This window comes from Bordetella genomosp. 13 (genome assembly GCF_002119665.1).
In the GTDB taxonomy this organism is placed as follows: domain Bacteria; phylum Pseudomonadota; class Gammaproteobacteria; order Burkholderiales; family Burkholderiaceae_B; genus Bordetella.
Genome location: NZ_CP021111.1, coordinates 5,218,500 through 5,237,846, shown reverse-complemented (window position 1 = coordinate 5,237,846; position 19,347 = coordinate 5,218,500). Strand labels below are relative to the sequence as shown.

Annotated in this window: 24 protein-coding genes; 12 read left to right on the top strand and 12 right to left on the bottom strand. The window is 65.3% G+C overall.

The window, feature by feature from the left end; genetic code table 11:
- Positions 1–18: 18 nt before the first annotated feature.
- The 6 genes from CAL15_RS23710 to CAL15_RS23685 form a co-directional block, all read right to left on the bottom strand.
- Positions 19–309 carry a PAAR domain-containing protein gene (locus CAL15_RS23710; protein ID WP_086080751.1) on the bottom strand — a complete coding sequence of 97 codons (291 nt, stop codon included), beginning with the start codon at positions 307–309 and terminating at the stop codon, positions 19–21.
- A gap of 54 nt (positions 310–363) precedes the next feature.
- Positions 364–966, bottom strand: coding sequence for a hypothetical protein (locus tag CAL15_RS23705; RefSeq protein WP_086080750.1), 603 nt, complete (start codon positions 964–966; stop codon positions 364–366).
- A 2-nt stretch (positions 967–968) separates the two neighbouring features.
- The gene (locus CAL15_RS23700) at positions 969–1,796 is read right to left on the bottom strand and encodes a hypothetical protein (protein WP_086080749.1); all 828 of its coding nucleotides are present in this window, start codon (positions 1,794–1,796) and stop codon (positions 969–971) included.
- A 1-nt stretch (position 1,797) separates the two neighbouring features.
- On the bottom strand, positions 1,798–2,271 hold the full coding sequence (locus CAL15_RS23695) for a hypothetical protein (protein ID WP_086080748.1): 474 nt from the start codon (positions 2,269–2,271) through the stop codon (positions 1,798–1,800).
- A gap of 98 nt (positions 2,272–2,369) precedes the next feature.
- Entirely contained in the window at positions 2,370–2,843 is a 474-nt protein-coding gene (locus CAL15_RS23690) for a hypothetical protein (RefSeq protein WP_157666728.1), read from the bottom strand.
- Positions 2,844–2,849: 6 nt separating this feature from the next.
- A complete protein-coding gene (locus tag CAL15_RS23685; protein ID WP_157666727.1) occupies positions 2,850–4,973 on the bottom strand; it encodes a type VI secretion system Vgr family protein in 2,124 nt (707 codons plus the stop codon).
- 641 nt (positions 4,974–5,614) lie between these two features.
- On the opposite strand from CAL15_RS23685, the gene rplC reads away from it, so the two are divergent.
- The 11 genes from rplC to CAL15_RS23630 all read left to right on the top strand — a co-directional run bounded on the left by rplC (position 5,615) and on the right by CAL15_RS23630 (position 12,350).
- Complete coding sequence (gene rplC, locus CAL15_RS23680; protein ID WP_198299109.1) at positions 5,615–6,310, top strand: 50S ribosomal protein L3; 696 nt, start codon at positions 5,615–5,617, stop codon at positions 6,308–6,310.
- A gap of 5 nt (positions 6,311–6,315) precedes the next feature.
- Positions 6,316–6,936 carry a 50S ribosomal protein L4 gene (gene rplD, locus CAL15_RS23675; protein WP_086080744.1) on the top strand — a complete coding sequence of 207 codons (621 nt, stop codon included), beginning with the start codon at positions 6,316–6,318 and terminating at the stop codon, positions 6,934–6,936.
- Positions 6,933–7,229, top strand: a complete 297-nt coding sequence (rplW, locus tag CAL15_RS23670) for a 50S ribosomal protein L23 (protein ID WP_086080743.1) — start codon at positions 6,933–6,935, stop codon at positions 7,227–7,229. Before rplD ends, rplW begins: the two co-directional genes overlap by 4 nt.
- Positions 7,230–8,057, top strand: a complete 828-nt coding sequence (gene rplB, locus CAL15_RS23665; protein WP_086080742.1) for a 50S ribosomal protein L2 — start codon at positions 7,230–7,232, stop codon at positions 8,055–8,057.
- Positions 8,058–8,069: 12 nt separating this feature from the next.
- Entirely contained in the window at positions 8,070–8,345 is a 276-nt protein-coding gene (gene rpsS, locus CAL15_RS23660) for a 30S ribosomal protein S19 (RefSeq protein WP_086080741.1), read from the top strand.
- Positions 8,346–8,348: 3 nt separating this feature from the next.
- A complete protein-coding gene (gene rplV / locus CAL15_RS23655; RefSeq protein ID WP_086080740.1) occupies positions 8,349–8,678 on the top strand; it encodes a 50S ribosomal protein L22 in 330 nt (109 codons plus the stop codon).
- Between the two features lie 9 nt (positions 8,679–8,687).
- Entirely contained in the window at positions 8,688–9,491 is an 804-nt protein-coding gene (gene rpsC / locus CAL15_RS23650; protein WP_086080739.1) for a 30S ribosomal protein S3, read from the top strand.
- 2 nt (positions 9,492–9,493) lie between these two features.
- Entirely contained in the window at positions 9,494–9,910 is a 417-nt protein-coding gene (gene rplP / locus CAL15_RS23645; RefSeq protein ID WP_066414167.1) for a 50S ribosomal protein L16, read from the top strand.
- Between the two features lie 9 nt (positions 9,911–9,919).
- Entirely contained in the window at positions 9,920–10,111 is a 192-nt protein-coding gene (gene rpmC / locus CAL15_RS23640; protein ID WP_086080738.1) for a 50S ribosomal protein L29, read from the top strand.
- A 2-nt stretch (positions 10,112–10,113) separates the two neighbouring features.
- On the top strand, positions 10,114–10,398 hold the full coding sequence (rpsQ, locus tag CAL15_RS23635) for a 30S ribosomal protein S17 (RefSeq protein ID WP_086080737.1): 285 nt from the start codon (positions 10,114–10,116) through the stop codon (positions 10,396–10,398).
- A gap of 176 nt (positions 10,399–10,574) precedes the next feature.
- Entirely contained in the window at positions 10,575–12,350 is a 1,776-nt protein-coding gene (locus CAL15_RS23630; RefSeq protein ID WP_086080736.1) for an alpha/beta fold hydrolase, read from the top strand.
- Positions 12,351–12,398: 48 nt separating this feature from the next.
- On the opposite strand, the gene CAL15_RS23625 is transcribed toward CAL15_RS23630, so the two are convergent.
- Genes CAL15_RS23625 through CAL15_RS23600 form a run of 6 tightly spaced genes read right to left on the bottom strand, consistent with a single transcriptional unit; the run spans position 12,399 to position 18,146 of the window.
- Positions 12,399–13,469 carry a branched-chain amino acid ABC transporter permease gene (locus CAL15_RS23625; RefSeq protein WP_086080735.1) on the bottom strand — a complete coding sequence of 357 codons (1,071 nt, stop codon included), beginning with the start codon at positions 13,467–13,469 and terminating at the stop codon, positions 12,399–12,401.
- A gap of 21 nt (positions 13,470–13,490) precedes the next feature.
- Positions 13,491–14,501: a branched-chain amino acid ABC transporter permease gene (locus CAL15_RS23620; protein ID WP_086080734.1), complete on the bottom strand. Its 1,011-nt coding sequence runs from the start codon at positions 14,499–14,501 to the stop codon at positions 13,491–13,493.
- The gene (locus CAL15_RS23615) at positions 14,498–15,316 is read right to left on the bottom strand and encodes an ABC transporter ATP-binding protein (protein ID WP_086080733.1); all 819 of its coding nucleotides are present in this window, start codon (positions 15,314–15,316) and stop codon (positions 14,498–14,500) included. Before CAL15_RS23615 ends, CAL15_RS23620 begins: the two co-directional genes overlap by 4 nt.
- Positions 15,313–16,083, bottom strand: coding sequence for an ABC transporter ATP-binding protein (locus CAL15_RS23610; protein WP_086080732.1), 771 nt, complete (start codon positions 16,081–16,083; stop codon positions 15,313–15,315). The genes CAL15_RS23615 and CAL15_RS23610 overlap by 4 nt, the downstream gene beginning before the upstream one ends.
- Positions 16,084–16,093: 10 nt before the next feature.
- Entirely contained in the window at positions 16,094–17,266 is a 1,173-nt protein-coding gene (locus tag CAL15_RS23605; RefSeq protein ID WP_086081266.1) for a substrate-binding domain-containing protein, read from the bottom strand.
- A 19-nt stretch (positions 17,267–17,285) separates the two neighbouring features.
- Complete coding sequence (locus tag CAL15_RS23600) at positions 17,286–18,146, bottom strand: alpha/beta fold hydrolase (RefSeq protein ID WP_086080731.1); 861 nt, start codon at positions 18,144–18,146, stop codon at positions 17,286–17,288.
- Between the two features lie 224 nt (positions 18,147–18,370).
- Here CAL15_RS23600 and CAL15_RS23595 point away from each other — a divergent pair, with 224 nt between their 5' ends.
- The gene (locus tag CAL15_RS23595; RefSeq protein ID WP_086080730.1) at positions 18,371–19,336 is read left to right on the top strand and encodes a helix-turn-helix domain-containing protein; all 966 of its coding nucleotides are present in this window, start codon (positions 18,371–18,373) and stop codon (positions 19,334–19,336) included.
- Positions 19,337–19,347 lie beyond the last annotated feature (11 nt).

The following is a 19,347-nucleotide window of genomic DNA, read 5'->3' as shown; positions in this document are numbered from 1 at the left end:
GTCAAGCCGGCGGCTTGCTCAATCCCCGATGGACACGGTGTCCGAGCCTTCGGCGACCTGTCCGCCGCATGAGATCGGGTCGCCTATCCTGCCGGCCGGCTTGCCGTTGATGAAGACGGAGCCGGAGCCGCCCGCAAGGCTGCGTGCATGGTCGGATTCGTCCGGGCGGGCATGGGAGCCGAACGGGTCGCCCTGGCGCACCGCAGGCCGGCCGTCGATGCTGACGTCGGGCGATGCGCCGATGCACGGCGTCGGCGGCGCGCCGTCATGGTCGGAAGCCAGATCGTCGAGTCGTGCTGCGGATGGCATGGCCGTATGGATATCCTGGGTCAAAGGCCGCTTGTGCGGATCGTGAGCGTGGCTTTAGCGCTTGGCGTCCGGATGGACGAGCTTGATGTCTCGATGGGACAGGAAATCCTGGAAGTCCTTGGGAAACGCAAGCAAAGCCGCAGGCGAGCAGTCCATCAAGACTTGCTCGGAGCGTGCTGCCAGGGAGACGTATACCTTCATCTTGTCCGTCAGGAGATGGGGCACAAATGCGGAGAGCGTGTCGTCTTCCAACAGGAACTTTGCGTTCATCGATTTGGCGGCGATGAAGAATGCATCCCCGCCGGGCGTCGAGGGCGTGGCATTTTCCCAAGCGCGCCATACCTGTTCGTCGCTCGCGCCGTCGCACCACGAGAGTGATGCCGCGCCTACCTGCGTCCAGCCCGCAGCCTCGCACAGGCGTTCCCATGACGTTGCCGGGATGGATTGCAATTCGCGCCGAATCGTTGTCTCTGCTTCGCCGACCAACGCGGAAATGCCCGCTGCCCGTTGCGGTTGCCCGGTTCGCACGAATCGGGCAACCAGGTTGGCATTCGAGTGCTGGATGCGCCATAGGTCAGGCATGCTCTGGCCGGCCTTGGACAGTATCGCACCGCTCAATGCCGGCTTGCTGGGTTCGAATCCGTTCTGAGAGTTCATGGTTACAGGACCGGCTGCTGCATGATGCGCATGGGATTGAAGTTCGCCTCCTCCAATGAGCAACCCGCCGGAGGCAGCGACTGCAGATACGGATGAAGGTTGGGAATCTGTCTGTAAGGCTGGTCATAGCCCGGCGCGCTGTTCTCCACAAGACAGCGCGCGCGAGACCGGGCGGCCAGTTCCCAGTAGAGATTGCGCGGCCCTTCTACGCTCCAGACGCCCGCGGATACGCCCACGCCGCCCGCCACCAGCCCCGTTCCGGCATTGGCGATCGTGGCCCGAAAGTAAAAATCACTCGTCAAACCACCCGTTACGCCTTCATAGCCCTCGATCCGATATATCCCCGCGGCGCCGACAGCTTCTATCTCGGCGCCGGCTATCCCTCCTGGCATGCCCGCCAGATCATCGAAAGAAAACGGTTTGGTCGCGTAGACCAACTGAGGGATGGCCTTCTTCATGCGTTCGTAGAGCGCCATGCCGCTGCTCGCTTCGCCTTGCTCCCTCTCCATCGTGACGGCATCGTCGACTTTCTTGGCGTTTCCCGCGTGATCGTTGATCTTCTCGAATGCCAAGGCATCCCTCGCCGCGCCACCCGCGGCCTTGAATATCTTGCCGATGGGGGCGCTGACGGTGACGCCGCAGTTCAGGATATTCACGACGCTGATGGCCATGCTGTCCAGGCCAAGGAAGATGAAGCTGTGGTAGCCACATACGACGGCCAGGCTGCCTTCGTACGAGATCAGCCATCGCTTGGATTTGGCACCCATGCTGCCCACCCAGTCCTCGGGCTTCATCAGGTCATTGCCGAACGGAAAATCTGAACTGCTCATGTCATTGGTCCGCAGGCGTCAGGAAGCAGTAGCGTTTTTCCCTGAACTGCATCGCCAGGTACGAGCAGCCGTTCCAGTCGTCCGTCATGCAGGCTTGTTCGGGTTTGGCCATTTCCTCCATCGTGCATTTTTCGTTCTCACACACCGTCGTGTACACCTTTCCCGTGGGAAGGTGGCCTGCGGCGACGATGGTCTTGTCACGGGGCAGATCGAGCGCCTCGAAGGCGTCGAGCATCTTCTGCTGCTGCTGGCGGGTGCCCGACGCTGGCATCCTGCCCACCGTCATCTCGCCCGCCAGCACCATGTTCTTGTTGTATTCCTCGTATTGCGCGCTGTCGCACGTAAGCTGCCCGTTTGCGGACGAAAGCAGGGGGCTGTTTTTTTCGCCGTACAGCAGCGACGCCACCAGCAGTCCGATCACCGCCAGCAGCAGGATTCCCCCGGAAATAAGAAACTGCCTTTTATTCAGAATCATGGAAATCGGTCGTGGTTGAGTCTTGGAAGAGGGTGCCGGACAGGCGCCTTACGGGTTCGCCCGCTGCGTCGCCGAACGGGTATGTGGTATTGCTCATGTCATTGATCCGCTGGTTGCAGAAGGCAATATCTCTTTTCCCTGAACTGCATCGCGAGATATGGACAATCGTCCCAATTCTCCCTTCCGCAGGTCCGCCTCGGTGTTCCCATTTCGTCGAACGTGCATCTCTCGTTCTCGCATGTGGTCACGTACAGCTTGCCCGTCGGGAAGTGACCTGCGGCAATCACGCTCTTCTCCTTCGGTAGCGCCAGCGCCTGGAAGGCGTCGAGCATCCGTTGCTGCTGCTCGCGAGTGCCCGAGCCCACCTGTCTGCCAACCGTCATCTCTCCGGCGGCCGCCATGATCTTGTTGTATTCCAGGTACTGCGTGCTGTCGCAGGAAAGGTGGCCGTCAGCAGAAGCGAGCGGCGGCTTGCGTCTCTCGCCGAACAGGATCGATGCCACGGCCAGCGCGGCCAACACGATCAATAGTGTTGCCCCGGACAAGACAAACTGTCTTTTATTGAGAATCATAAAAAATCAGTTCAGATTGATCTTCTTGGAAGACAGTGCAATCTCGTTCGTGGCCTGCATTTCGATGCCGTTCTCGAAATTTAGGAAGAGCGTATCTCCGCTCAGCCTGATGAAACCGTCGGCGGTCAACCGCAGTTCCGATTTGCCGACCTGCACATGGAACTCGCCATTCGAGGTCAGGGAAACGGTGTTCGCGGCATCCGCCGAGAAATGCGAGCCTGACGTGAACTGTATGGAGTGGCCCGCGCTTTCGACGATGGTGCCGCCTACCGTGACCGTCTTCGTCAACCCGACGAACTGGGTCTTCACGCCGGCGGTGGCCTCGTTGATGGCCTGGTCCGCAAATAGCGAATAGACGCCGCGTCCCAGTTGATTGATGCCCGGTATGGGCAGCGACTTGGCCACGTCGGCGATGCCTTCCACCAGCTTGCGGAACGAGTCGGTCAGCACCCTGCCCACGCCGCTGGGGCCCACGTGCAGGGTCATGTTTCCATGCACCGACTCGCTGTGATTGCCATCTACCTCGATGGCCTTGTGATGCCCCACGGACTGGACCCAGTTGTTGTCGATCCGTTCGGTGTGGTTGTTCTTGGTCTTCTCGTTGCGATCCTTCTGCGCGAGGATGTAGATCTCCTCATGCCCGGCCTTGTCCTCGAATCGGAGCGCATTGGCCGTGTGATAGTTGCCGCCCGGACTGGAGCGCGAGTAGATGCCCATCTGCGTTTCGTTCTCGGGCAGCTTCCAGGGCGGCATTTTCGCCGCGTTGTATACCCGGCCGGTGATGATCGGATAATCCGGATCTCCATTCAGGAAATCCACGATCACCTCGTCGCCGATCCGGGGCACCTGGATTGCGCCGAAGTTGCCGCTTGCCCAGCTGCTCGACACGCGGATCCAGCACGAGCTGTTCTCGTCCCGGTTGTCGTAGCGGTCCCAGTGGAAATGCACTTTCACCCGGCCGTACTCGTCAGTCCAGATTTCCTTGCCCTGCGGGCCGACCACTACCGCGGTCTGCGGGCCTTTGGTGCGAGGCTTCTCCGTGATCCTGGGCGGCCGGAATGGCAGCTTCGCATCCTGCACGGTCCAGGTGAACTGGCATCTGTGGCCGCTGGATCCAGCCTCGCCGTTCACGGAGTGGTAGTTGTTTCCCTTCAGGTCGTAGCGCGTGGCCAGCACCAGGTATTCCCGATCTTCTTCCGCGCGCGGGCAGCCGATCAGGCTGAACAGCGAGCCGGTGGCCACGCCTCTAGCCGTGCCGAGCAAGGTGCGCGTGTCGCGCACGTGATGCTGCTCCTGCATGCGTTGGCGAGCATAGCGCTCGCCCAACGGGCCCTCGCCGTAGTTGCCCGGCCACTCATACACCTCTGCCTCGCTGTGTTCGTGCTCGAGCTTGATCTGCTGCCGCGCCTTCAGGTCCGCGTTCGGGGTGACGAAGTTATAGTCGTTCGTCGTATACCGCCCAGGCCGCAAGTCCTGGTACACCGCCACCCGCGTCATATGGTCCTGCCGGGGCACTGTCAGTTTGTCCTCGGTGAAATAGGGCACCTGCTCGTACCCGGCCACTGCCTTGTGGCTCTGCACCTCGTCGCTCATCACCAGGGTGTGCTTGTCTTCGTCGTGCCGGAAGTAGTAGTGAATGCCTTCCGCTTCGAGCAGTCTGCTGACGAACTGGAAATCGGTCTCGTCGTACTGCACGCAGTAGACGCGCGGCTCGTAACTCTCCGCCAGATCGAACTCGAACGTATAGCCGTAAGGCGTGAGCACCTGTTTGATGGTGTCCGGCACCGACTGGTTCTGGTAGATCCGGAATTCTCTTTTATGAGTGGCCAGCCACAGCCAGGGCACTACCACGGCTTCGTATACGACATAGCGATCCACGTCGCCTTGCTGACCCACCAATGCAAAGCTGGCGATCACGCCATTGATATATCGGGGCGTGGCGGCCGTCTGTATGGTCATGGTCAGCGGCTTGCCCAGCAGGCCGCCCACGTCCACCTGCATGGAACGATGCAGAAGGCGCACCCGGTATTCGGACAAGGTGGAAATGCCGTCCGAGCCCTGCATGGCATCGAACAGGAACGCCGTGCGCTCCGCTCCGACCGAGACCGAGATCTGTCGGTCCCGGTTCAATACACCCGATAGTTCTGCATTCAAAGACATATTGGCCCGACGGGGCCCGCAGCACCCACCCCGTATATTCTTGATATTCAATTAAGCGGCAGAGTTGCCGAGCGCATGTTACCAACGCATGACGCGGCGATACGGCGCTATTTATTGTTTGTTTCAAACGCTCCGGATATGTTTCTGCCGATCGCGGCAGATGGGTATATAGCGGGCGGCGGTTATTCGAAGAGGGCCGGCGTGGCGTGGTCGGGCGGTCGCGCCCTTCTGGCCGCGCACGCGCATGACGGCGCCTCGAAAGGGGCGCCGCGGCGTCGGTTTCCATCCTTTCCCATGGCGCGGGCTTGCTCCATCGACCATCCGCCAGGCCCCTGTTGTCCGCAAACTGCAGCCCGGCCTTGCCATAGTTGCCCGCAGCTTGCAACCGCCTCTACCCCATGCTACTATCCGAAGCTTGCCATTTTTGGCATGGCCTATGCGTGGGTAACACCACGGGCCCTTTCCGCATCGCCCGCAATCCTCGGCGGACTAGGCGGATCGGCCGGCAGGCTCCGGTCTTCGGATCCGCCGGAAACGTAACTTTGTAGGGCAAGAGCCTTTACCCTTGTCCGATTAGCCCCGACCAATCGCAGTCGGGAATGGAGAAAACGATGTCGAATCCGACACCCACGCCGGCCGCCCATCGGCTGGGCCTGGTGGGCCGCAAGGTCGGCATGACCCGCATTTTCACGGAAGATGGCGAATCCATCCCCGTGACCGTGCTGGACGTGTCCAACAACCGCGTGGCTCAGGTCAAGTCGCCTGAAGTCGACGGCTACGCCGCCGTCCAGCTGGCCTACGGCACTCGCCGCGCTTCGCGCGTTGCGAAGGCCCAGACCGGCCACTATGCAAAAGCCGGTATCGAAGCCGGCAGCATCCTCAAAGAATTCCGCCTGGATCCCGCCCGTGCCGCCGAGTTCTCGGCCGGCGCCGTGGTTGCCGTGGAATCCGTGTTCGAAGCCGGCCAGCAGGTCGACGTCACGGGCACCACCATCGGTAAGGGTTTCGCCGGTACGATCAAGCGCCACCACTTCGGTTCGCAGCGCGCGTCGCACGGTAACTCGCGTTCGCACCGCGTGCCCGGCTCGATCGGCCAGGCGCAGGATCCCGGCCGCATCTTCCCCGGCAAGCGCATGTCGGGTCACCTCGGTGACGTCACCCGCACCGTCCAGAACCTGGACGTGGTGCGCGTCGACGCCGAGCGCGGCCTGCTGCTCGTCAAGGGCGCCGTTCCCGGCCACGCCGGTGGCGATGTCATCGTGCGTCCGGCCGTGAAGAACATCACGACGGCCAAGAAGGGGGCGTAAGCAACATGGATCTCAAGCTCCTGAACGACCAAGGTCAGGCCGCTGAAACGTTCAGCGCACCCGACACCATCTTCGGTCGCGACTTCAACGAAGCCCTGGTTCACCAGGTCGTGGTGGCCTATCAGGCCAACGCCCGCAGCGGCAACCGCGCCCAGAAGGACCGCGCCGAAGTCAAGCACACCACCAAGAAGCCCTGGCGCCAGAAGGGTACCGGCCGCGCTCGCGCCGGTATGACCTCGTCGCCGCTGTGGCGTGGGGGTGGCCGGATTTTCCCGAATTCGCCCGAAGAGAACTTCAGCCAGAAGGTCAACAAGAAGATGTACCGCGCCGGGATCCGCTCGATCCTGTCGCAGCTGGCTCGCGAAGACCGCATCGCCGTCGTCGACTCGTTCGCGCTCGAATCGCCCAAGACCAAGCTGGCTGCCGCCAAGCTGAAGAGCCTGGGCCTGGAGTCGGTGCTGATCATCACCGACGCCGTCGATGAAAATGTTTACCTCGCCACCCGCAACCTGCCGCACGTTGCCGTGGTCGAGCCCCGTTATGCCGATCCGTTGTCGCTGATCCACTACAAGAAAGTGCTGATCACCAAGCCGGCCATCGCTCAACTCGAGGAGATGCTGGGATGAACGCCGAACGCTTGATGCAAGTCATTCTGGCTCCGGTAGTGACCGAAAAGGCCACTTTCGTCGCCGAGAAATATCAGCAAGTCGCTTTCCGTGTCGTGGCTGACGCTACCAAGCCGGAAATCAAGGCTGCCGTCGAACTGCTGTTCAAGGTGCAGGTCGAGTCCGTGCAGGTGCTCAACCGTAAGGGCAAAGTCAAGCGCTTCGGCCGTTTCGTCGGCCGCCGCCGCAGCGAGCGCAAGGCCTACGTCTCCCTCGTGGAAGGCCAGGAAATCGACTTTGCGGAGGTGAAGTAAATGGCCCTCGTTAAAGTAAAACCGACCTCGGCCGGCCGTCGCGGCATGGTCAAGGTGGTCAACGCGTCCCTGCACAAGGGCGCGCCGGTCGCCTCGCTGATCGAGAAGCAGACCCGTGGCTCGGGCCGTAACAACAACGGCCACATCACGGTTCGCCACAAGGGCGGCGGTCACAAGCAGCACTACCGCATCGTGGACTTCCGTCGCAACAAGGACGGCATCCCCGCCAAGGTCGAGCGTCTCGAGTACGACCCCAACCGTACGGCGCACATCGCTCTGCTGTGCTACGCCGACGGCGAGCGTCGCTACATCATCGCTCCGCGCGGCCTGGAAGTGGGCGCCACGCTGATCTCGGGCATCGAAGCCCCGATCCGCGCCGGCAACACGCTGCCGATCCGCAACATCCCGGTCGGTACCACGATCCACTGCATCGAGATGATCCCCGGCAAGGGCGCCCAGATGGCGCGTTCGGCCGGTGCGTCCGCGGTGCTGCTGGCTCGCGAAGGCACGTACGCCCAGGTCCGCCTGCGCTCCGGTGAAGTGCGCCGCGTGCACATCGAGTGCCGCGCCACCATCGGCGAAGTGGGCAATGAAGAACACAGCCTGCGCCAGATCGGCAAGGCCGGTGCGATGCGTTGGCGCGGTGTCCGCCCGACGGTTCGCGGCGTGGCCATGAACCCGATCGACCACCCGCACGGTGGCGGCGAGGGTCGTACCGGCGAAGCTCGCGAGCCGGTCAGCCCGTGGGGTACCCCGGCGAAGGGCTTCAAGACCCGTCGCAACAAGCGGACGAACAACATGATCGTCCAACGGCGCAAGCGCAAGTAAGAGGCGAACACTATGTCACGTTCGATCAAGAAGGGCCCGTTCGTCGATGCCCACCTCATCAAGAAGGTGGACACCGCCGTCGCGGGCAAAGACAAGAAGCCGATCAAGACCTGGTCGCGCCGTTCCACGATCCTGCCCGAGTTCATCGGTCTGACCATTGCCGTGCACAACGGCAAGCAACACGTTCCCGTGTACATCAACGAGAACATGGTCGGCCACAAGCTCGGCGAATTCGCGCTGACCCGTACGTTCAAGGGTCACGCCGCCGACAAGAAGTCGAAGAGGTAAGCGATGGAAACTACTGCCATTATCCGTGGGGTTCACATCTCCGCTCAGAAGACGCGCCTGGTCGCGGATCTGATCCGCGGCAAGTCGGTCGCTCAAGCGCTGAACATCCTCACGTTCTCCCCGAAGAAGGCCGCCGGCATCCTGAAGAAGGCTGTCGAGTCCGCCATCGCCAACGCCGAACACAACGACGGCGCCGACATCGACGAGCTGAAGGTCACCACGATCTACGTGGACAAGGCCCAGTCGATGAAGCGCTTCTCGGCTCGCGCCAAGGGCCGCGGGAATCGTATCGAGAAGCAGACCTGCCACATCACGGTCAAGGTCGGAGCCTAAGGAGTCACGATGGGTCAGAAAATTCACCCCACTGGGTTCCGTCTCGCGGTCACCCGTAACTGGTCCTCGCGTTGGTATGCGGACGACAAGGCCTTCGGCGGCATGCTCGCCGAAGACATCCGCGTGCGCGAGTACCTGAAGAAGAAGCTCAAGAGCGCCTCCGTCGGTCGCGTGGTCATCGAGCGTCCCGCCAAGAACGCCCGCATCACCGTCTACTCGGCTCGTCCGGGTGTGGTGATCGGCAAGCGCGGCGAAGACATCGAAGGCCTGAAGAGCGATCTGCAGCGTCTGATGGGCGTGCCCGTGCACGTCAACATCGAGGAAATCCGCAAGCCGGAAACCGACGCTCAGCTGATCGCCGACTCGATCTCGCAGCAGCTCGAAAAGCGCATCATGTTCCGCCGCGCCATGAAGCGCGCCATGCAGAACGCGATGCGCCTGGGCGCCCAGGGCATCAAGATCATGAGCTCGGGCCGTCTGAACGGCATCGAAATCGCGCGTACCGAGTGGTACCGCGAAGGCCGTGTGCCGCTGCACACGCTGAAGGCGAACATCGACTACGGCACCTCCGAAGCCCACACCACCTACGGTGTGATCGGCATCAAGGTGTGGGTCTACAAGGGCGACATGCTGGCCAATGGCGAGCTGCCCCCTGAAACCGCCGCTCCGCGTGAAGAAGAGCGTCGTCCGCGTCGTGCGCCCCGTGGCGACCGTCCCGATGGCAACCGCCCGGGTCGTCCTGGTGGCGGCGGTGGTCGTGGCCGTGGTGGTCCCCGCAAGGCGGACGCGGCTCCGGCTCCCGAAGGAGAATAACCATGCTGCAACCCTCTCGCAGAAAATATCGCAAAGAGCAAAAGGGCCGCAACACCGGCCTGGCGACCCGCGGCGCTGCCGTTTCGTTCGGCGAGTTCGGCCTGAAGGCCACCGGCCGTGGCCGCCTGACCGCGCGCCAGATCGAAGCTGCCCGTCGTGCCATCAACCGGCACATCAAGCGTGGCGGCCGCATCTGGATCCGCATCTTCCCCGACAAGCCGATCTCGCAAAAGCCGGCTGAAGTCCGGATGGGTAACGGTAAGGGCAACCCCGAGTACTGGGTCGCCGAAATCCAACCCGGCAAGGTGCTGTACGAAATGGAAGGGGTCAGCGAAGAGCTGGCACGCGAGGCGTTCCGCCTGGCCGCTGCCAAGCTGCCGATCTCCACGACGTTCGTTGCGCGTCATATCGGTTCTTAAGGAGTCCACATGAAAGCCAGCGAACTCCGTTCGAAGGATGCCGCCGAGCTCGGCAAAGAGCTCGAAAGCCTGCTGAAGGCCCAATTCGGCCTGCGCATGCAGAAGGCCACGCAGCAGCTTGCCAACACCAGTCAGATCCGTAACGTCCGCCGCGACATCGCGCGCGTGCGTACTCTGCTGACCGAGAAGGCAGGGAAGTGATAATGAGCGAAACCCAACAAACCACCCAGGTCGCCAAGCGCCAGCGTACGCTGGTCGGCAAGGTCGTCAGCAACAAGATGGACAAGACTGTCGTCGTTCTGGTCGAACGCCGCGTCAAGCACCCCATCTACGGCAAGATCGTCATGCGCTCGGCCAAGTACAAGGCACACGACGAGACCAATCAGTACAACGAAGGCGATACGGTCGAAATCGCCGAAGGCCGCCCCATCTCGCGCTCCAAGGCGTGGTCGGTGGTGCGCCTGGTGGAAGCCGCCCGCATCATCTGATGCAGGCTGGCGCGGGCGGCGCTGCACGGCGTCGCGCCCGGCCACCGCACCAAAGGGCCGGAAGCGCAAGCTTCCGGCTTTTTTATTGACTGCCGCAACGCGTCGCGCCTGATGGCGTCGCGGCGGCGCCCTATACTGCGCGCCGTGCCGCCATTCCCGTCGGCCGAAGGAGAGGCATGTCGATGACCCATCGCCGGCAATGGACGCTGGCCGCCGGAGCGCTGGCGCTTGCGCTGCTCGCCGCCTGCGGCGACGACCACGATCGTTCCTCCGCTGGTGATGACGCGGGCGAGCCCGCCGATCCGCTGGCGGCCTACCGCAGCCAGCATGTGGAATGGACCGGGTGCGACACGTCCGACTACAGGATCGCCGACGCCACCGCCGCGCTTGGCGCGGACGCCCTGCGCTGTACGACGATACGTGTTCCTGCAGACTATGCCGATCCCGCGGGCGGCGATCTGCAGGTCGGCGTGATGAAGGCAATGGGTACGGACCGCGCGCGCCACTTGGGCGCGATTCTCTTCAACCCCGGCGGTCCCGGCGGCGACGGCTATGCCATCGGCGCATCGATTGCGCGCCTGGCTAGCCGGGCGGACGCGGCCAATCCGGTGTCGGCCCGCTTCAAGGAGATGGCCGCGCGCTACGACATGGTGGGGTTCTCGCCGCGCGGCGTCGGCCGCAGCACGCAGTTCGAGTGCCTGCCCGTGCCGGCAGGCCCGGCCCGCGACCCGTTGCACGATCCCCTCGACGACGCGGCCATCGCGTTGGTCCACCAGAGCGCGCGCGTCTTTGCCGAAGGCTGCCTCGCCGCCCCTCACGCACGCGTGATCCACACCGACGCCACGGCACGCGACATGGACCTGATCCGTGAACTGCTGGGCCAGGAGCGCCTGAACTATGTCGGATACTCGTACGGCACGCAGCTGGGCGCCTGGTACGCCGCCCTGTTCCCCGGGCGCGTGGGCAAGATGCTGCTCGACGGCGCATTGGACATGAACCTCCCGCGCCCCCTGTTCGACGACGCCGCGGCGCCGGCGACCCAGCACGTGGTCGATCGCATCATCGCGCCGTGGGCGGCGGCGCAGGCCGATACCGTCGACGTGGGCGCCGACGTGGCCGAAGTGCAGGCCATCTATCCCGATGCGCCGTTGTGGGCGCGCGAGGCCTTGTCGGCCGCCCTGTATGCGGACCTGGGCCACCCGGGCTATGCCGACGGCGTCGTCAACGTGCTCGCGGCGCTGCGCGGCATCACGGCCATTGCGCGGGCCCATCCGGGCCTGTCCGATGACGGCTGGCCCGCGCTCATCGAAGCCCGCGTCTTCGCGACGGATCCGCAGCGCAACCAGGCCATCGCGCAGTTGGCCGGCTCCGCCGTGCAACGTAAGGTGCAAGAGACGCGGCAAGAGATCGAGGTGATAGGCAGCGAGGATTCCGCGTACTGGGCGATCAAGTGCAACACCAGCGCGATGCCCGGGCTGCAGTACTGGACCGACGGCCTACGGGCAGATGCCAGCCGCTATCCCGTCATGGGGCCCGACCGGACTTACCAGCCCTGCGAATTCTGGGGCGGTCCCGTGGCGACCATGCCGCCGTTGACGCTGCCCGGCCCGGTGATGATGCTGCATTCCGAATTCGATCCCCTGACGCCGCTGGACGGCGCGCTCAGCACTTTCAAGTCTTTGCCTGGGGCCAGCCTCGTGCTGATCAAGGGCGATTACCAGCACGGGCTTTTTCCGTATGGCGAGGATTGCGTCGACGGACCCATGATCGACTACTTCCTGGGCGACCGCGCGCCGGCGCCGCGCTATGCCGAATGCGCGGGCCGTCCGCGTTTTCCGTCCGATGCCGCGGGGCCGCAGTTGCGCAGCCGGCAGGCGACGCCCACCGAGTCGACGGAAACGGGCGATCCGGCGCGCCGCTTGCCGCCGGGGTGGATTGCCGGACCTCGCTAGCCCTGCCGCGAGGCGGAAACCGGGCGTACCGGCCGCCCCCGGGCGCCGCTATGTCCGCCGCCGCGCCGCCTCGCGCAGCCGCCCCGCGACGCCCGTCGGGAAGTAGTACACCGACAGCACGAACAGCACGCCGAGCCACAGCAGCCAGCGGTCCGGCTCGAAGAACGCCGCTACCGGCCCCGAACCGCCCAGTGCCTCGTGCACGACGTGCAGCCCGTCCTGCAGATAGCTCTGCGCCAGCACGAACAAGGCTGCTCCCAGCACGGCGCCATACATCGTGCCCATGCCGCCGATCACCACCATCAGCAGAATGTTCAGCATGATCTCGAAGGACAGCGTGGCGTCCGGTCCGTTGTAGCGCAGCCATATCGCATACATCACGCCGGCCAGCGTGGCGAACAGCGCCGCCAGCACATTCGACCAGCTGCGGTACACCACGGTGCGAAAGCCGATGGCCTCGGCGCGAAAGGCGTTCTCGCGTATCGCCTGCAGCACGCGCCCGAACGGCGAGTTGACGATGCGCAGCAGCACCAGAAAGAGCACCACGCACGCCGCGAATACCAGGTAATAGGCGATGATGCGGCCGTCCACATTCACGCCGAACAGCGGCTCCGACAACGGCCGGAACGCCGGGCGCAGCATGCGCGGCACGTTGAAGCTCAGTCCGTCCTCGCCGCCCGTCAGATCCGACAACTGCGACACCAGGGTCTGGAAGGCCGCCGCGATGGCCAGCGTGATCATGGCGTAGAAGATGGCGCGCACGCGCAGGCTGGCCAGGCCGATCAGCAACGCGAGCACCAGAGACACCGCCAGCGCGGCCGCGGCGCCGATGCCGATCGCGCTCCAGCTGGGCTCGAGCCGCACGGTCGCGATGGCCACCCCATAGGCCCCTATGCCGAAGAACATGGTGTGCGCGAAGCTGACGATGCCGGTGTACCCCAGCAGCAGATCGTAGCTGGCCACCAGCACGATGAAGATCAGGATCTTGCCTGCCACCGCCAGCGCGCGCGGACCGGGGAACAGGAACGGCGCCAGCGCCAGGCCGATCACGGCCAGCAGCAACAGCGCCGCCAGCACGCGGCTGCGCGGAAGATCGCCGGAAAGAATGCGTAGCGCCATGCCAGGACCTGTGCGGTAAGTTCAGCGGTTGGTGACGGGGTACACGCCTTGCGGACGCCACAGCAGCACCGCCACCAGCAGCGCGATGTTCGAGAACAGGGCCGCCTTGGGCACCAGGAAGCCGGTGTAGTTGGCCATCAGCCCCACCAGCAGCGCGCCGATCAGGCAGCCCAGCGTCGAACCCAGCCCGCCTATCATGATGACGATGAAGATCAGCACATTCACCTGTGCGCCCAGCTGCGGAATCACGGCCTGCTGATACATGCCCCACAGCACGCCGCCCAGGCCGGCCAGCATCGAGCCCGCCACGAACACGCCCACGAAAAGATGGCGGATGCGATAGCCCAGGCTTTCCACCATCTCGCGGTCTTCCACGCCGGCGCGTATCAGCAGTCCCAGTTTCGTGCTGTTCAACAGCCACAGCATCAGCGCCAGCACGCCCACGCCGGCGGCCAGCGCCAGCAGGCGGAACTTCTCGATGGCGGCGTCGCCCACCAGCAGCGCGCCACGCAAGGCCTGCGGCAAAGGCAGGGGCAGCGTCTGCGGACCCCAGATCATCTTGATCAGTTCTTCGCCGACGATCATGCCGCCCATGGTGATGAGGATCTGCTTCAGGTGCTGCCCGTACACGGGTCGCACGATCACGCGCTCGAATGCGGCGCCCACCGCGCCGGCCACCAGCATGCCCACGATCGCCGCGGGCGCCACCGCCAGCAGGTTGGCCGCCAGGCTGCCGGACTGCGTCCAGTCGGACATCGCGCCCAGCACGCTTACCGCCACATAGGCGCCGATCGCGATGAACAGGCCATGCCCGAAGTTCAGCACGTCCATCAGCCCGAAGACCAGCGTCATGCCCGATGCCACGATGAAGATGATCATGCCCATGGCCAGTCCGGCGATGGTCAGCGTCATCCAGGTGGAGAACGAGCCCACCAGCGGCAGCGCGATGACGGCCAGCGCCAGCACCAGCAGGATGGGCAGGGGGTCGAGCCGCGAGCCGGGCAGGGCGGCAGCGTGATCGATGGCGCTCATTGGTGGCTTCCCAGCGACAGGCCCAGCAGGCGCGTCTGCAGTTCGTCGTCCTGCGCCAGCGCCTGCATGCTGCCGCTGTGCACGACCCGGCCGTTGTCCATTACGGCGACGTGGTCGCCCACGCGGCGGGCGAAGTTGAAGTTCTGCTCGACCAGCAGGATGGTCGTGTCGCCGCGCTTCAGTTCCTCGAAGGCCGCGATCATGTTCTGCACGATGGCCGGCGCCAGGCCCTTGCTGGGCTCGTCCACCAGCAGCAGCCGGCGCGGCTCGACGATGGCGCGCGCCACCGCCAGCATCTGCTTCTGGCCGCCCGACAGCTTGCCGGCCGGATACAGCCAGAACTTGCGCAGCGCCGGGAAGAATCCGAAGATCCATTCCAGCCGGGCCGTATCGAGCTCCGACGCGCGGCGAGCGCGCCGGGCCGCAAGCAGCATGTTCTCTTTTACGCTCAGGTCGGCGAAGATGCCCATGTTCTCCGGCACGTAGGCAATGCCCAGCGCCACCATGTCCGGCGGCGTGACGCGTGTGTCGGCGCCGCCCACCTCGCGGCCCTCGAAGCGGATGCTGCCTTGCGAGGCCCGCCACAGGCCCATGATCGTGCGCAAGGTGGTGGTCTTGCCGGCGCCGTTGCGTCCCAGCAGCATGGTCACCCGGCTGGCCGGCACCGACAGGTCCACGCCATGCAGGATGTGATACGCGCCGATGTGCGTATGCACGCCGTCGAGCTGCAGCAGGGGCGCGGTCCCGCCGGCCTGCGGCACGCCTTCCTGGCCGGCGAGCCGGTACCCGCCTTCGGGATGCGCCGGCCGGTTCATGCCGGGGCTCCCGCCGGCGCCGTGCCCAGGTAGGCCTGCTGCACCACGTCCGAGGCGATCACCTGCGCGGGGTCGCCATCGGCCACCAACCGGCCGTTGTGCAGCACGACGATGCGGTCTGCCAGTTCGCGCACCACGTCCATCTTGTGCTCCACCAGAAGAATGATCTTGTCGCGGTCCTGCTTCAGCTCGCGGATCAGGTCCAGCACCACCGGCACGTCGTCCACGCTCATGCCCGCCGTGGGCTCGTCGAACATGTACACGCGCGGCGCCAGCGCCATCAGCATCGCGATCTCGAGCTTGCGCTGGTCGCCGTGCGGCAGCTCGGCGGCGGGGTGGTCGCGGCGCGGCGCGAGACGGGTGCGGACCAGCAGCTCGTCGGCGCGTTCCAGCAGCGCCCGGTCGGCGTCCCATGTGCGCCACAGGCGTATCTGCCGCCAGCTGCTGCCCTGCGCGCGCGACTGCAAGGCCAGGCGCACGTTCTCGTGCACGGTCAGGCGCGGGAACAGCTGCGTCAGCTGGAACGCGCGTCCCAGGCCGGCGTGCATGCGCGCGGGGGCCGCCAGCCGGCTGAGATCCTGCCCGTCCAGGTGCACCGTGCCGGCCGACGCGCGCAGCTGGCCGGACACCAGGTTGAAGTACGTGGTCTTGCCGGCGCCGTTAGGGCCCACGATGGCGGTGAGCGTGCCCGGCTCGTAGCGGGCGCTGACGTCATCGACGGCCGTGTGCCCGCCGAAGCGTACGGTCAGGTTGCGCGTTTCCAGCATGCGGCCGCGATCAGCGCTTGTTGAGTACGGGCACGTCCATCTGGTCCGGCGTGATCTCCCTGACCAGTTCCTGCACCGCCCAAGGCACCGACGGATCGTTCTTGATGCGGAAGTGATACATCGACTGCATGGCCTGGTGGTCCTGCGGGCGGAAGGTCATGCGGCCCTTGGGCGTGTCGAAGCTCATGCCTTCCATGGCCTTGATGAGCGTCTCGGTCTCTGACTTGCCCTGCGTCTTCTTCAGCGCCTCGACGATGGCGATGCCCGCCGACATCCCGCCCGCCGTGAAGAAGTCGGGCGGCTGGCCATAGCGCTTCTGGTGCTCGGCCACCAGCCAGTCGTTGATGGGATTCCTGGGTATGCCGTAGTAGTAATAGGTTGCGCCTTCCATGCCGGCCAGCGCCTTCAGCGGCGCGGTCGCGGGCAGGATGTTGCCGCCCGTGGCGATCTCGATGCCGTAGCGCTTGGGGTCCAGGTCGGCGATCTTGAAGGGATTGCCCGCACCCGCCCACAGGATGAATATGATCTTGCGGCCCGGCTTGTCCTTCAGCGCGTCGAACAGGCGCTGCGCGCCCGCGGTGAAGTCGGTGGCGTTGGCCGGCAGGTACTCTTCGTGCACGATCTTCGCCCGCTTCAGCGCCCCCTTGAACGCCTTCACGCCGTCGCGGCCGAAGGCATAGTCCTGCGCCAGCATGCCGATCGACGTGCCGTCCTGGTCGAAGGCCACCGCGTTGGCGATGGCGTCCTGCGACGAATTGCGGCCCGTGCGGAAGATGTACTTGTTCCACTTGTCGCCGGTGATGGAGTCGGCTACCGCAGGCTCTACCAGCAGGATCTTTTCGTACTCCTCCGCGATGGGCAGCATCGCCAGCGCCACGCCCGACGACGTGGGGCCCACCGCCAGGTCGGCGTTGTCGTCCGCATACGCGGCCGCCAGCTGCGCGCGCGCCACGTCGGGCTTGCCCTGGTTGTCCTTTTCGATCACGCGTATCTTGCGGCCCGCCACTTCCATCGTGCCCTGCGTGGCGTATTCCAGGCCCATCATCAGGCCGGCCTGGGTCTGCTTGGCATAGGCCTCCAGGGGACCGGTCTTGTCGTAGACGTGGGCGACGACGAGCTCGGCCGCGCCGGCGGATCCGCCCACCATCAGGCCGGCCAGCGCGCCCAGCAACATGCGTTTCATGCGAATCATGCGTGTCTCCTCAGGTGGCTGCGCCGGACTCGGCCAGGAAGGCCGCCACGGCGTCGATCTGTTGCGGGACGTTCAGCGCCGGCGCGTGGCCGCAGCCGGCGAAATCGATGCGGCGCGCCCGCGGGCCGCGCTGCGTCATGGCGTCGGCAACGGCGTCGGGCAGCAGGTCCGACTCGCTGCCGCGCAGCAGCAGCACGGGCAGCCGCAGCGTGTCGTACTCGTCCCAGCGGTCATAGTCGCGCGGATGATGGCGAAACTGCCCGACGATGGCCGGATCGTAGTGCAGGGTCAGGCGCCCGTCGGGCAGGCGGCGCGCCGAGGTCTCGGCCATGCGGCGCCACTGCGCGTCGCTCTGCCAGCCGTAAGGCTGGTAGGCCGTGCGCACCCACTGCTCGAGCGCGACCATGGTGTCGAAGGCCGGCGGATTGCCGGCATAGGTGACGATGCGCTCCACGGCCGCAGCCGGCAGCTCGGGTCCGATGTCGTTGACCACCAGCCGCGCGATGCGTCCGCGCAGCGACGTGGCGGCAGCCAGCATGCCGGTCGCCCCGCCCATCGACGTGCCCACCCAGTGCAGCTGGCGCAGGCCCAGGCCGTCGATCAGTTCGGTGGCGACGCGCACGTAGTGCTCCAGCCGGTACTCGTCCACGGGCGCCGCGCTCCATTGCGAAAGCCCGCGGCCGGGCGCGTCGGGGCAGATCACGCGGTAGCGGTCGGCCAGCGCGGCGGCCAGGTCGTCGAAGTCGCGGCCGGTGCGCGCCAGCCCGTGCCACATCACCACGGCCGGGGCCAAGGGATCTCCCCACTGCACATAATGGATCTCGCGGCCGGCGCATTCGGCGTAATGCGAGGTGGGCAGGACGCTGCGCATGGTCTCCTCCGTGCGCCCGTGCGGGGCCCGGCCGCCGCCGGGCAGTACGCGCAGGGGCGCGGCTGTACGGGTTGTCTGTATATCCGGCCGACTATAGACTTGGCAGCGCAGCTTCCACAACGCGCGCGCCGACCGTGTGCATGGTGGATCAACAGAATGTGGACGCAGGGTCAATGCGGGCCGTCCGGCCCCTTGCCGATGCCGTCCCGGAGAGAGACCGCGCCATGCCCGACATGGAATTCGCCATCCCGGCCAGCACCGGCAGCAAAGGCTACGAACAATGGCGCGCCGCGCTCAGCGAGGCCTTCGGGCCGTTCGAAGTGCATTGCGGACGCGATGCCGCCTTCGCCGGCCACGTGCGCTACGTGCGCCGCGCCAGCCTGCAGTTCAACGACCTGCACTACCAGGGCCAGCGCATCGAGCGCACCTCCGGCAACGTGTCGCACCTGGCGCGCGAGTTCTACACCTTCGGCCTGCCCTTGGCCGGCCCCTTGGCCGTCAGCCAGTCCGGGCGGCAATTCCAGGTCGAACCCGGCTGCGTGTACCTGATGAACCAGAGCGCGCCGTACCAGGCGAGCGCGCAGGGCAGCGCGGGCTATCGCAGCCTCAGCGTGTCCTTTCCGCGCGAGGCGCTGTCGCTGCGGGATCCGCGCGTGGGCCCGTTCTACAAGCTGCGCATCGATGACGGTTCGCCTCGCGGCGCGCTGCTGGCCGGCTACATGGACCACCTGTTCAAGGGCATGAATGCCTGGTCGGACGCCGAGGTCGCCGAACTGGGCGAACGCCTGATCGACCTGATCGTGCTGTTCCTGGTGCAGCCGGGGCAGGGGGCGCTGTCGGAATCCGACAGCAGCGTCACCGTCGCGCACCGCGAGCGCATCACCGCCTACATTCGCAGCCACCTGGCCGATCCCTCGCTGGCCGCCGCACAGGTGGCGCAGGCCTGTGGCATTTCGCTCAGCTACCTGCACCGCATCTTCCGCGGCACCGGCATGGGCGTGGAGCCGTTCATCATCGAACAGCGCCTGCTGCGCTGCCGCGAGCTGCTGTCCAACCCGCAGCACGCGCATCGCAGCATCGCCGAGCTGGCGTACCAGGCGGGCTTCTCGCATCCCGCGCATTTCAGCCGCTCGTTCAAGCGCCGCTTCGGCATGTCCGCGCGCGACTTCCGCGCCGGCGGCCGCGCCTGACGAAAAAAAAG